At 73.0% G+C, this 13,051-nt stretch carries 11 protein-coding genes and 1 pseudogene; 4 read left to right on the top strand and 8 right to left on the bottom strand.

Features of this window, described 5'->3' with window-relative positions; all coding sequences use genetic code 11:
• Positions 1-33: 33 nt before the first annotated feature.
• The 4 genes from OG594_RS14305 (at position 34) to OG594_RS14290 (ending at position 4,454) form a co-directional block, all read left to right on the top strand.
• Complete coding sequence (locus tag OG594_RS14305) at positions 34-873, top strand: LytTR family DNA-binding domain-containing protein (RefSeq protein WP_266598759.1); 840 nt, start codon at positions 34-36, stop codon at positions 871-873.
• Between the two features lie 220 nt (positions 874-1,093).
• On the top strand, positions 1,094-1,369 hold the full coding sequence (locus OG594_RS14300) for a hypothetical protein (RefSeq protein ID WP_266598757.1): 276 nt from the start codon (positions 1,094-1,096) through the stop codon (positions 1,367-1,369).
• 116 nt (positions 1,370-1,485) lie between these two features.
• Positions 1,486-3,216, top strand: a complete 1,731-nt coding sequence (locus tag OG594_RS14295) for a cation acetate symporter (protein ID WP_266598755.1) — start codon at positions 1,486-1,488, stop codon at positions 3,214-3,216.
• Positions 3,213-4,454: a sensor histidine kinase gene (locus OG594_RS14290; RefSeq protein WP_266598752.1), complete on the top strand. Its 1,242-nt coding sequence runs from the start codon at positions 3,213-3,215 to the stop codon at positions 4,452-4,454. Before OG594_RS14295 ends, OG594_RS14290 begins: the two co-directional genes overlap by 4 nt.
• Before the next feature lie 268 nt (positions 4,455-4,722).
• Here the strand turns inward: OG594_RS14290 and OG594_RS14285 are convergent.
• The 8 genes and pseudogenes from OG594_RS14285 to OG594_RS14250 form a co-directional block, all read right to left on the bottom strand.
• Positions 4,723-4,851 (bottom strand): annotated as a pseudogene (locus OG594_RS14285) (RNA polymerase subunit sigma); the annotation flags it as partial.
• Between the two features lie 156 nt (positions 4,852-5,007).
• Positions 5,008-6,450 carry a GuaB1 family IMP dehydrogenase-related protein gene (locus OG594_RS14280; protein ID WP_266598750.1) on the bottom strand — a complete coding sequence of 481 codons (1,443 nt, stop codon included), beginning with the start codon at positions 6,448-6,450 and terminating at the stop codon, positions 5,008-5,010.
• Between the two features lie 145 nt (positions 6,451-6,595).
• On the bottom strand, positions 6,596-7,747 hold the full coding sequence (locus tag OG594_RS14275; protein WP_266598748.1) for an XdhC family protein: 1,152 nt from the start codon (positions 7,745-7,747) through the stop codon (positions 6,596-6,598).
• Positions 7,747-9,078 carry a transposase gene (locus tag OG594_RS14270; protein ID WP_266598746.1) on the bottom strand — a complete coding sequence of 444 codons (1,332 nt, stop codon included), beginning with the start codon at positions 9,076-9,078 and terminating at the stop codon, positions 7,747-7,749. Before OG594_RS14270 ends, OG594_RS14275 begins: the two co-directional genes overlap by 1 nt.
• Positions 9,079-9,150: 72 nt before the next feature.
• Positions 9,151-9,798 carry a TMEM175 family protein gene (locus tag OG594_RS14265; RefSeq protein ID WP_266598744.1) on the bottom strand — a complete coding sequence of 216 codons (648 nt, stop codon included), beginning with the start codon at positions 9,796-9,798 and terminating at the stop codon, positions 9,151-9,153.
• Between the two features lie 114 nt (positions 9,799-9,912).
• Positions 9,913-10,254: a nuclear transport factor 2 family protein gene (locus tag OG594_RS14260; RefSeq protein ID WP_030656331.1), complete on the bottom strand. Its 342-nt coding sequence runs from the start codon at positions 10,252-10,254 to the stop codon at positions 9,913-9,915.
• 12 nt (positions 10,255-10,266) lie between these two features.
• Positions 10,267-11,793 carry an ATP-binding protein gene (locus OG594_RS14255; RefSeq protein WP_266598742.1) on the bottom strand — a complete coding sequence of 509 codons (1,527 nt, stop codon included), beginning with the start codon at positions 11,791-11,793 and terminating at the stop codon, positions 10,267-10,269.
• Entirely contained in the window at positions 11,790-13,046 is a 1,257-nt protein-coding gene (locus OG594_RS14250; protein ID WP_266598740.1) for an MFS transporter, read from the bottom strand. The genes OG594_RS14255 and OG594_RS14250 overlap by 4 nt, the downstream gene beginning before the upstream one ends.
• Positions 13,047-13,051: the final 5 nt, after the last annotated feature.

Below are 13,051 nucleotides of genomic sequence, written 5' to 3'. Positions count from 1 at the left end.
CGCCGCGGCCCGGTCCTCTCTAGACTCGGCCGCATGCTGCGCGTACTGGCCGTCGACGACGAGAAGCCGCTCCTGGAGGAACTGCTCTACCTGCTGCGCTCGGACCCCCGCGTGCGCAGGGCGGAGGGTGCCTCGGACGCCACCGAGGCCCTGCGCCGGGTCACCCGGGCCCTGGAGTCCGGCCCGGACGGGGCCGACGGCATCGACGTGGTGTTCCTGGACATCCACATGGCCGGGCTGACCGGGCTGGACGTCGCGCGGCTGCTGGCCGGGTTCGCGCGGCCGCCGCTGATCGTGTTCGTCACCGCCCACGAGGGTTTCGCCGTACAGGCCTTCGACCTGAAGGCCGTGGACTACGTGCTCAAGCCCGTGCGCCCGGAGCGGCTGGCCGAGGCCGTCCGGCGAGCCTGCGAGCAGCTGGGCCGGTCCGAAGAGTGCGCGGCGGCTGCGCTCGCGGGCGCAGACGCGCCGGTGTCGGGCGCCCCGGCCGTGCCGGCGCCGCGCCGGCCGGTGGCCGAGGTCACCGTCACCGACCGCACGGCGGACCAGATCGCCGTCGAACTGGGCGGCGTCACCCGCTTCGTGGCGATCGCGGACATCTCCTACGTCGAGGCACAGGGCGACTACGCCCGCCTGCACACCGATGAGGGCAGCCACCTGGTCCGGATCCCCGTATCCACGCTGGAGGAGCGCTGGGCGGCGCGCGGGTTCGTACGGATCCACCGCCGCCATCTGGTGGCGCTGGCGCGGATCGACGAGCTCCGGCTGGAGGCCGGGACCACCAGCGTCCGGGTGGGGGCGGCGGAGCTCCAGGTGAGCCGCAGGCACGCGCGGGAGCTGCGGGATCTGCTGATGCGGCAGGCGACCGGCTGAAACCAGCCGTTCCCCGGCCGCTCCCCGGCCGCTCCCGGGCCACTCCCCGGCCGCCGCCCCGCCGTTCGCGCCCGACCGTCCGGCGCTCGGGCGCGCCGTTCGTCGCGCCGGGAGGGGCGTACGGCGATCCGCCGGAGCCGTCGGCCGCACCGCCGCCCGATCGGCCCTCGGTGCCGCCGCCCCTCTCGTATCGTGGATCTTCCGGCGCGGGAGGAGCGCGATGTCCGAGATCCAGGCGCTGGTCGACGCCCTGAACGGGCTGCCCCGGGCCCGGCCGGCCGGGCCCGCCGAGGCCGAGGCGCTGCTGGCCCGGTTGCGCAGTGCGGCCGCCCGCTGGGCCGACATCCTGTACGAGGCCCGCGACGGGGTCCGCGAGCAGGTTCCGCCGCGCGCGGAGGCGGCCCTGACGCTGGCGTTCCGGCGTGCGGAGGAGTCGTACGTGGAGCTGGAGATCGCCCTGCGCGACTGCGCGGAGCACCGCGACCCTGCGCTCTGACGGGGTGGTCCGGCGGGACGGACCCGATGGGTCCGGTGGGTCCGAATCGAGCCTGTCGCCCGGTCAGGGGGCGTGCATAGACTCCGGACACCCCTCCCCAGCCGAAGGACCGCCCGGTGAACCAGACGTACGCGCTGACCGCGGTCGCCGTCGTCGTCCTGGTCACGGTTCTGGTCGGTGCGCTGGGCCTGCGAATGTCCCGGACCACGTCCGACTTCTACGTCGCCTCGCGCACGGTGGGGCCCCGCCTGAACGCGGCCGCCATCAGCGGCGAGTACCTGTCCGCCGCGTCCTTCCTCGGGGTGGCGGGGCTGGTGCTGCTCCAGGGGCCCGAGATGCTCTGGTACCCGGTGGGTTACACCGCCGGGTACGTGGTGCTGCTCGTGCTGGTGGCGGCCCCGCTGCGCCGCTCCGGCGCGTACACGCTGCCCGACTTCGCGGAGGCGCGGCTGGAGTCGCTCGTGGTGCGCCGGATCGCGGTGCTGTTCGTGGTCGGCGTCGGCTGGCTGTACCTGCTGCCGCAGTTGCAGGGGGCCGGGCTGACGCTGGAGATCCTGACCGGGGCCCCGCACTGGGTCGGTGGGCTGGTCGTCGCGTTCGTGGTGACGGTGGCGGTGGCGTGCGGCGGGATGCGTTCGGTCACCTTCGTCCAGGCCTTCCAGTACTGGCTGAAGCTCACGGCCCTGCTGGTGCCGGCCTTCTTCCTGATCGCGGCGTGGGCCGGGGACGGCGCGCCGCGGGCCACCTTCGACGCACCGGCCGTCTTCCGGGAGCACACCTCGGTGACGGTCGCGCAGGACGTGCGGCTGTCGGTGGCCCATCCGCTGACGGTGACGGTGACCGGGCAGGTGGACGGGCGCGGATACGTGTCGGCGCCGCTGACCCTGGCCGCCGGTGAGCATTCCGTACGGGCCCGCGCGCGGCTGGAGTTCGCCGCCGGAGCGCCCGTTCCGGACACCCGGTCCGGGGCGCGGCCCGGTGCGTCCACCTGGTCGGCGCCGACGTCCGGCGGGCTGCGCGAGTACCGGCTGTACGCCACGTACGGGCTGATCCTGGCGACGTTCCTCGGCACGATGGGCCTGCCGCACGTCGCGGTGCGGTTCTACACCAGCCCCGACGGTCGGACCGCGCGGCGCACCACGCTGGTCGTGCTCGCGCTGGTCGGCGTCTTCTACCTGCTGCCGCCGGTGTACGGGGCGCTGGGCCGGATCTACACCCCGGAGCTCGCCCTGACCGGCGACGCGGACGCGGCGGTGCTGGTGCTGCCCGGGCGGATGCTCGGCGGGGTGCTCGGCGATCTGCTGGGGGCGCTGCTGGCCGGGGGTGCCTTCGCGGCGTTCCTGTCGACGGCCTCGGGGCTGACCATGGCGGTGGCGGGGGTGCTGCACCAGGACGTGCTGCCGGCGCGCGGGGTGCGCAGCTTCCGCTCGGCGGCGGTCGTGGCGACCCTGGTGCCGCTGGCCGGGAGCGTGGCGGCGACGCAGGTGCCGGTGGCGGACGCGGTGGGTCTGGCCTTCGCCGTGTCGGCGTCCTCGTTCTGTCCGCTGCTGGTGCTGGGCATCTGGTGGCGCGGGCTGACCCCGCCGGGTGCGGTGGCCGGGCTGGTCACGGGCGGCGGGGCGGCGCTGGGCGCGGTGCTGGCGACCCGGGCCGATCTGGCGCCGCCGGGCTGGGCGCACACGCTGCTCGCGTGGCCGGCGGCGTGGTCGGTGCCGCTCGGGTTCCTGACGATGGTGGTGGTGTCGCTGGCCACCCGGTCGCGGATTCCGGCGGGGACGGCGGCCACCTTGGCCCGGCTGCACCTGCCGGAGGTCGTGGCCGGGGAGCGGGCGGGTGGTCCGCGGTGACCGGGGTGGCGCCGGCGGTCCTGGCGTTGCTGGCGGTGGCGGGTGCGGTGCTGCTGCTGGGTGCGGGCTGGGCGGCGGGCCGGTGGCACGCCCGGCGCGGGGAGCGGGCGGCCGGGATGGACCTGGGGACCCCGGTGGAGCGGGCCACTTTCCACACCCTGCACACGGCTTCGCTGGCCGCTCCCCCGCTGCGCGCCGGGCTGACCGAGGACGCCGCCCGCAAGGCGGCCAGGCGGCTGCGGTCGCTGCTGGGGACGGAGGCGCTGTGCCTCACCGACCGGGAGTCGGTGCTGGCCTGGGACGGCCCAGGCGCCGACCACCACCAGCGTCGGGCGATGGCCCGGGTGGCGGTGATGCTGGCGTCGGGGCGCAGCCAGAGCGTGCGGACCGAGTGCCAGCGGCCCGACTGTCCGCTGAAGTGGGCGGTGGTGGCCCCGCTCACCGGCGAGGACGGGGTGCTGGGTGCGCTGGTGGCGTACGGTTCGCGCGAGTCGGCGGTGCTGGTGCGGGCGGCGACGGAGGTCGCGCGGTGGGTGTCCGTGCAGCTGGAGCTGTCCGAGCTGGACCGGTCGCGGACCCGGCTGATGGAGGCGGAGATCAAGGCGCTGCGGGCGCAGATCTCCCCGCATTTCATCTTCAACTCCCTGGCCGCGATCGCCTCGTTCGTGCGGACCGATCCGGAGCGGGCCCGGGAGCTGCTGCTGGAGTTCGCGGACTTCACCCGGTACTCCTTCCGGCGGCACGGTGATTTCACCACGCTGGCGGACGAGTTGCGCTCCGTGCAGCAGTATCTGGCGCTAGCCGGGGCCCGGTTCGGCGACCGGCTGAAGGTGACCCTGCAAGTGGCGCCGGAGGTGCTGCCGGTGGCGCTGCCCTTCCTGTGCCTGCAACCGCTGGTGGAGAACGCCGTGAAGCACGGGCTGGAGGACTCCACCGAGGAGTGCCGGATCACGATCACGGCGCGGGACGCGGGCGCGGAGGCGGTGATCACGGTGGAGGACAACGGGGTCGGGATGGATCCGGCACTGCTGCGCCGGATCCTGGCCGGGGAGCACGGCGGTTCCTCCGGGATCGGGCTGCCCAACGTCGACGAACGGATCCGGCAGGTGTACGGGGACGCGTATGGTCCGGTGATGGAGACGGGGGTCGGCGCCGGCATGAAGGTCACCCTGCGCATTCCCAAGTACCGGGTGGGTGTGCATAGTTCACCGCCCGGACACCAGGCTCCGCGGCTCTGAGGGCCCGTCGGCGTGGCGTCCTGTGACCGGCGCGACGTGGACGGAGGGAATCGCCGACGTGCGGGCCGGACGGGAGCAGCAGCGTGACGATGTGCGGCCATGGGTGCGCGCGGGTGCGGAGGGCCGCGGAGCCCTGCTGATCGTGGAGGGCGAGCCCGGCGCGGGCCGCACCGACTTCGCGCGCGGCGCCCTGAGCGGGGCGGCGGCGCTCGGCTGCCGGGTGCGGTACGGGGCGGCCGACGCCCTCGGGGCGGAGCTGCCGCTGCGCGCCGCGCTCGGCGGGTCGTACCCGGCGGGCCCGCCGGGCCTCGATGGCGAGGCGCCGGCCGACGGTGTAGAGCCAGGGACGCATGGAGGCGTGGCCGCCCTCCAGGGCCTCGGGCTGGGTCCAGGCCCGGCATCCGGCCGCCGCCTGAAAGACAGCCTCGCCGGCGTTTGAGGCGCGGGTCCGGGCGGAGCCCGGTTCCCCCGGGCAGGGGTCCCGTGTCCCCGGAAACGCCCGTGGCCCCGGGACGTCCACCAGGGGACGGCCGGGGCCACGAAGGGACGAAGCCTAGCTCCAGCTGGCGTGCAGCGGCTTGCCCTCGGCGTAACCGGCGGCGGACTGGATGCCGACCACGGCCTTCTCCTCGAACTCCGCGAGGGAGCCGGCACCGGCGTAGGTGCACGAGGAGCGGACGCCCGCGATGATCGAGTCGATCAGGTCCTCGACGCCCGGGCGGGCCGGGTCGAGGAACATGCGCGAGGTGGAGATGCCCTCCTCGAACAGGCCCTTGCGGGCACGGTCGTACGCCGACTCCTCGCTCGTGCGGTTCTGCACCGCGCGGGCGGAGGCCATGCCGAAGGACTCCTTGTAGAGGCGGCCGTCGGCGGACTGCTGGAGGTCGCCCGGGGACTCGTACGTACCGGCGAACCAGGAGCCGATCATCACGTTGGACGCGCCGGCGGCCAGCGCCATCGCCACGTCGCGCGGGTGACGGACGCCGCCGTCGGCCCACACGTGCTTGCCGTACTTCTTCGCCTCGGCCGCGCACTCCAACACCGCGGAGAACTGCGGGCGGCCCACGCCCGTCATCATGCGGGTGGTGCACATGGCGCCGGGGCCCACGCCGACCTTGATGATGTCCGCGCCGGCGTCGATGAGGTCCTTGACGCCCTCGGCGGCGACGATGTTGCCCGCCACGATCGGGACCTGCGGGTCCAGGGCGCGGATGGCCTTGATCGCGTTGATCATCGACTCCTGGTGGCCGTGCGCCGTGTCGATGACGAGCGTGTCCACGCCCGCGTCGAGCAGCTGCTTGGCCTTGGCCACGAAGTCGCCGTTGATGCCGACGGCGGCCGCGATGCGCAGCTTGCCGTTCGCGTCGGTGGCCGGGGTGTAGAGCGTCGCGCGCAGGGCGCCCTTGCGGGTGAGGATGCCGACGAGCTTGCCGTCCTTGTCGACGGCCGGGGCCAGCTTGCGGTGGCCCGCGTCGAGCTGGTTGAAGGCTTCGCGGGGGTCGATGTCGGCGTCGATGAGCAGCAGCTCCTTCGACATGACCTCGGAGAGCTGGGTGAAGCGGTCGACACCGGTCAGGTCGTGCTCGGTGACGACGCCGACCGGGCGGCCCTCGTCGTCGACGACGACGCCGGCGCCGTGGGCGCGCTTGGGCAGCAGGGACAGCGCGTCGGCGACCGTCTGGGTGGGCGCCAGCGTGATCGGGGTGTCGAGCACGTGGTGGCGGGTCTTCACCCAGGAGATGACGTCGGTGACGACCTCGATCGGGATGTCCTGCGGGATGACGACGATTCCGCCGCGGCGGGCGACCGTCTCGGCCATCCGGCGGCCCGCGATGGCGGTCATGTTGGCCACGACGAGGGGAATGGTGGTGCCGGTTCCGTCGGGCGAGGACAGGTCGACACCCTGACGGGAACCGACCGCGGAGCGGCTCGGCACCATGAACACATCGTCGTACGTCAGGTCGTACGGCGGCTTCAGGTCATTGAGGAAACGCACGTGCTGAACATCCCAGTCGATCGAAGGATCCGTCTACGCCCCGGCAGGACAGCCGGGGAAACGCACGTACTTCATTCTCCCACGACCTGGCGTTCACACCGCCCGGGCTGATCGTCCAGGACATACCGGGCCGGGTGGTCTTTTCCTACGGGACCTTGGTCCCGGCGGGCCGGGTCCGGCGGTGGACGGGGCCGCGCCGCCGGGCCAGCGGAAGCACCGATCCGCCGTGCCGGACGGCCGTGAACTCGGCGGCGATGGCCAGCGCGGTCTCCTCAGGGGTGGCGCCGCCGAGGTCGAGTCCGATGGGTGAGCGCAGGCGGGCCAGGGCGGCGTCGGTGACGCCCTGCGCCCGCAACCGTCTCTCGCGTTCGGTGTGGGTGCGCCGTGATCCCATGGCTCCCACGTAGCCCAGGGGCAGCCGCAGGGCCAGTTCCAGCAGCGGTACGTCGAATTTGGTGTCGTGGGTGAGGACGCAGACCGCGGTACGGGAGTCCAGGCGGCCCGCGTCCCACTCGGCGGCCAGGTGCCGGTGCGGCCAGTCGACGATCACCTCGTCGGCGCCGGGGAAGCGGGCCGGGGTCGCGAAGACGGGCCGGGCGTCGCACACGGTGACCCGGTGGCCGAGGAAGGCGCCGATCCGGGCGAGGGCCGCGGCGAAGTCGATGGCCCCGTAGACGAGCAGCCGGGGCGCCTCGGCGGCGGATTCCACGAGGAGGGTCAGGGGCTGCCCGCAGAGCCCGCCGGCCGTGCCGAGCTCGGCGGTGCCGGTGCGCCCGGCCAGCAGCAGCGCGCGTACCTGCCGGGCGGCGGTCCGGTCCAGGTCGGGGCCGCCGCCGAGCCCGCCCTCGTAGGTGCCGTCGGCGTGGACGGCGAGCGCCCGGCCCAGCTGGGGCGCCGGTCCGCAGACCACCCGGGCGAGCGCGGCCCGGGTGCCCCCGGCGGCGGCGTCGAGCACCGAGCCGAGCACGGGCCGGACCGGGTCGAGCCCGCGCACCGGGGTGACCAGGACGTCGAGGACGCCGCCGCAGGTCAGGCCGACGGCGAAGGCGTCGTCGTCGCTGTAGCCGAAGCGGTGCAGGCCGCCTTCGCCGGAGGCGATGGCGTCGAGGCACAGCTCGTGCACGGCGGATTCCACGCAGCCTCCGGAGACGGAGCCGAGCGCGGTGCCCTTGTCGTCGACGGCGAGGGAGGCGCCGGGGCCGCGGGGAGCGCTCCCACTGACGGCGACGACGGTGGCGAGTGCGAACTCCCGCTGCGCGGCGCACCACGCGCGTAGCTCGTCGGCTATGTCGAGCATCAGCGGATGTACTCGCGGCGCGGGGCCTGTCCGGGCAGGTGCGGGCGCGGCGGCAGGACGGCCGGGGTCGCCGGCCGGGCCACGGGTGGTAGGGCCGCGGGTGGTCGGGCCGCGGGTGGTCGGGCGGTCGCGGCGGCCGACCGGGTGGGTCCGGGATATCCGTCGGGTACCGGCGGGCGCGCGCCGAGCAGTTTCGCGGCGTGGGCCACGCTGGCGAGGGTGGCGTGGTGGTGCCAGCCCCGGAAGGAGCGGCCCTCGAAGTCGCGGATGCCCACGGGTTCGCAGGTCTCGGCGAAGTCGAGGGAGACGCGGTCGGTGAGTTTGGCGAGCAGGAAGAGCTGGGCGAGCGGCCGGTCACCGATGTTGGTGATCCAGAACTCGGAGGGCAGCAGGGCGGCTTCGGTCCATGCTCCGACCAGCAGCAGCGGGATGGGCGGCGCGGGTGCGGGGCGGTCCTCGCCGGGGGTGGCGAAGATCGAGGCCGAGGTCAGCAGGGTGACCGCGCCTTCGGCACGGCCGTGCCGGGTCCATTCGACGACGCGGCGCTGGGAGCGCAGGGAGTCGATGAGTTCGCGGGCGGGGGCGGTGTGCGGCCCGGGTTTGTACCGGCCGGCGCCGCCGAAGGAGACCGGCAGCGAACCGTCGACCTTGAAGACGAAGGGGATGTCCTGGAGGGTGAAGGACTCGATGCTCTGCGGGAGGTCGGCGCCCGCGACCTCCATCACCACCGGCCGGCGCTGGAGTTGCCAGCTGGCGGCCATCCGCTGGACGGCGTGTACGGCGTCCTGGGCGGGGGTGAGGGAGCGGGCCGTGTCGGGGATGCCGGCCCGGCGGCGGCGCAGGAGTTCGCTGGTCCAGGGCCCGGGGAGGGTGAGGGTCCATTCGACCGGGAAGCTGGCCTCGCTGGAGGCGAGCCAGATCCCGCTCGCCTGCTGACAGTTGGCGGTGCGGCCGAGCTGGGGGACGAACTGTCGGCCGACGCCGACGGAGCGGTCCCCCGCCTTCTCGATGACCATGGGCTGGAGCACCCAGGCCAGGGGGCGCTGTGCGGTGCGTTCGAGGTGCTGGGCGAGGGAGCGGCGGACCGGGGTCCAGTCCCAGGGGGACTTGCTGATGAACTGCTGGAGGCTCTGCTCGACGGAACTGGCCCCTGTTCCGGCGATGTTACGAATTGTTTTCTTCCCGGCGGTCCGCACCAGGCCGTTCAGATAAACGCGGGCCCAGTTTCGCTGGTCCCGCCGGGGTAATGATTCGAAGAGAAGAGAGATCAGGACGTCGATCAATTCGGAGATTTCCGTCGTGGAATCCTCCGGCAGGACTACGCGAGCCATCTGGGCCTCCCCCGCGACCAGCTAGATCCAATACCCTACTTGACCGCGTAGAACGGCCGTAGGCCCCGGCGGCTACTTCCTGAGGTCGCTGGCAGTTTCGAGCCGCTCTTCCTCTACCACGAGGGGGATGGGGATCTGGTTCGCCGCATAGTAGATCGCGATCAGGAAGTGGGCGACAAGTGTGAGTGGTGCGGAGTAGAAGGCCAGCAGGACGGTGAGGGGGTACGCGATGGCACCGAGGCCGAAGCGCACTCGTGTGGCGCGTGCGCCATCCTTGTCCACCTGCTCGTGGAAGAGGTGGCCGACGCGGGTGACGTACCACCAGAAGGCCAGGAACGCCAGGGCGTAGGCCACGGTGACGCCGCTGTAGAGGACGGCGGCGGCGCTGGCGGAGCCGCCTTCCTCCACGAGGTGCTCGGCGAGGACGTTGGTGGTGTACGGAATCACCGACACCACCATCAGCACCAGGAGATTCAGGAACAACAGGGGGCGGTCCACCCGCCTGAGGTGACTGAAGATGGTGTGGTGGTTCACCCACATCACGCCGATGATGAGGAAACTCACGACGTAGGCGGCGTAATGGGGCCACTGTTCCCGGACTCCGTGCCAGAAGTCCGAGCCGGTTTCTTCCGGAACCTTTAATTCCAGAACGAGGATCGTGATGATGATCGCGAATACACCGTCACTGAATGCCTCGATCCGCCCGGTTTCGCTTTCCATTGCCTCCCCTTTGCCGCTTCTTGGATATAGGCAGCCCGCACTCATGCGCTATGCCACACATACGGGGAGGGCGCTGCGGCGCCCTCCCCGCACACGCTACCCAGATTTCGGCCGTCAGCCGCCGAATCCGGCTGTCTGGCGCCAGATTCGGCCATCGCGGACGACGAGTGTCCCGAACGCGTGCTCCGGTTCGCCGTTCAGGTTCATGATCGCCCGGTAGAAGATGGTGTCTTCGGTCTCGATGTACTCCTGGAGTTCCACGAGCGTGGGCTTCACCGTGAGATAGCCGGTGAACGTCTCGCGAACCGCTTCGATCCCCACCGAGACCCCCTCGAAGCGCAGCAGCACGGCGTCGTCGGTGTAGTTCTTCATCACCGCCTCGATGTCCAGGGCGGCCAGCGCCTCCATCTGGCGGACGAACACCGGGTGCAGCTTGGAGATGTCGTACTTGGCCATGTCGACTCCGTTTCAACTGGGAGAGGTGCCCACGATGGGTGCCGTTTCGGGTGTTGTCGCAGGTGGGGCGCAGGACTGGGCGCTGCCGGCGAAGGGCAGTCGGACGACCATCCGGGTCTCACCGGAACGCGAGCGGGCGGTGATCGAGCCGTGGTGGCGCTGGGTCACGATGCGGTAGCTGAGGTGCAGCCCCAGACCCGTGCCCTTGCCCACGTCCTTGGTGGTGTAGAAGGGTTCGAAGATCCGCGGCAGGGACTCGGCCGGGATGCCGCGGCCGGTGTCGGCGATCTCGACGACCATGCAGACGCCCTCGGCGCGGGCGCGCAGGGTCAGCACCCCGGAGCCCTCCATGGCCTCGGCCGCGTTGTCGACGAGGTTGGTCCACACCTGGTTCAACTCGCTCGGATAGCCCGTCAGTTCGGGCAGGTCGGGCTCGTACTCACGCACGATGGTGATGCCGGCGAGCTTGGCACGCAGGACGACCAGCGTGTTCTCCAGTCCGTCGGTCACCGGGAAGCGCTGTTCGGGCGCCCGGTCGAGGTTGGCGTAATCGCGGGTGGCGGAGACGAGCTGGGAGATCCTGGGCCCCGCGGCCCGGAGCTCCGCCGCGAGCGAGCGGATCTCCAGCAGCGCCGCCAGGTGGTCCAGGGCCGGGGCGAGCGCCGGCTCCCCCACGCCCTCCAACCGCTCCAACAGCCAGCCCAGCTCCACTCCGAGGTCCGCGACCCCGGATCCGAGCAGGCCCGGCCGTTCGGTGCCCGCTTCCTCGGCCCAGTCGGCGATCTCCTCCTCGGCGTCGGCCTGGGCGAACGGGTCGGTGGTCGCCGGCGGCGGCAGCTTGTCCAGTTCGTCGGCGAGCCGGTCCAGGAGCGAGCGCTCCGCGCCCGAGGCGGCCGCGCCCCAGGCCTGGGCGGTACGGGTGAGCCGCTCCAGGGCGGGGGCCAGTTCCTGCGCGGCTCGGGCCACGGCCGCCGCGGGGTTGTTCAGCTCGTGGGCGAGCCCGGCGGCCAGGGTGCCGAGCGCCTCCACGGTGGCCCGCTTGCGGGCCTGCACCTCGGAGGACTTGATGCGCCAGGCGAGTACGGGGATCAGTACGGCGGCCACCCCGTGGCAGCGGGTCAGCATCTCGAAGAAGACCGGCTTCGGGTAGGCCACCACCGTGGTCGACGGGCCGCTGGCGGCCGCGGTGGCCACGTAGGACCCGTCGGTCAGCAGGGGCAGTTCGCCGGTGAACCGGTGGGCGGCGGACGGCTTGCCGTCGTGGCCCTCGGCGGCGGCGCTCTCCTCCTCGGTGGAGTGCCGGGTGAGCACCTCCTCCCGGCCGTCGACGACCTTGGTGACGACCAGCCCGCCGGAGAGCAGGACGTGGAAGCCCGTGGCCTCCTCGCCGTCCCGGAAGAGGACGTCGCCGTCGGCCAGGACCCGGGGCTCGGACACCGAGACCAGCCAGTCCAGCTGCTCCTCGGTGATCGCGGCGAAGATCTCCAGCTCGCGCAGGGCCGATCGCAGCTGCGGGCCCTTCGTGTCCGCCGCGTTCACGCCGCGCTCCCCTCGGCCCGGGTACGCGCGGCCAGTCGCAGGGTGGCCAGCAGGGCCAGCGCGCACACGCCGGCGACGGCGGCCATGAAGCCGACCGAGGTGCGGTGCAGCCCGTGGATGTTGGTGAGCATCCCGGCGAGGACCGCCGGAACGCTCATCGCGAGGTACGCGAAGACGTATACGGCGGCGGTCAGTTCACCGCGGTGCGCCGGCTGCGCGAGCGTGCTCAGCGCGCGGAAGGAACCGAGGAAGGCGGCGCCCCAGCCGCTGCCGAGGACGGCCGTGGCGACGAGGAACACGGCCGCCGAGCGGAGCCCCAGGGCGAGCAGCACCAGGCCGAGTCCGGTGAGGAGGCCCAGCAGCCCGAGCACGGCGGTGCGCAGCGCCTCGGTGCGGCCGAGCGCCAGCTGCGCGGCGGTGGCGGCGCCCGCGAGCAGGGCGACCGTGGCACCGCCGACCAGGTAGTTGGTGGATTCCAGCAGGGACAGGGCCAGGTGCGGCCCGAGCGAGAGGTAGAAGCCGCCCACCGACCAGACGGCGACGATCGTCAGGACGAGGACGGTGAAGCGGCCCCGGGCGTCCGCCGGCACCCGGATCCGGTGCGGGACCACCCGGAAGCGGCCGCCGGCGCCCGGCGCGCTCTCCCGCATCCGGACCACCCCCACCAGGGTCGCGGCGAAGGCCCCGACCAGCAGCAGGTAGCTCAGCACCGTCGGCGCGGGCGCGAACTGGACGAGGAGTCCGGCCCCGATCCCGCCCAGTCCGATGCCCACGGTGGGGCCGGCGCTGTTGACCTGGGCGCCGAGCGCGGGCCTGGACGCGGGGCTGAGTTCCAGCAGGGCCGCGCCCATCGCCCCGGTGGCCAGGCCCACGGCGAGCCCCTGGACGGCGCGGGCCGCCAGCAGCAGTCCGAGGCCCTGGGCCCCGGCGAACAGGGCCATCGAGACCATGGCGAGGACCAGTGCGCCGCCCAGGACCGGGCGCCGGCCCAGGGTGTCGGAGAGGGAGCCGAACAGCAGCAGCCCGGCCAGCACGGTGACCGCGTACAGGGCGAAGACCACCGTGATCGTGCCGGAGGAGAGCCCCCACTCCTGCTGGTAGAGCACGTAGAGGGCGGAGGGCACGGAGGAGGAGAGCATCAGCAGGACGAGGACCGCTCCCACCACCCAGAAGCCGGAGCCTCTGGGCGCACTGGCCGCGCGGGCGGCTGGGTGCACGGTTACCCCCGTGGTCGTCTCGGATGTGTCGGCCACTGCGT

Origin of the sequence: Streptomyces sp. NBC_01214, assembly GCF_026340975.1 — a bacterium.
GTDB lineage: Bacteria > Actinomycetota > Actinomycetes > Streptomycetales > Streptomycetaceae > Streptomyces.
The sequence above is the reverse complement of the archived record's forward strand: the minus strand, read 5'-3'. Positions and strand labels throughout refer to the sequence as shown.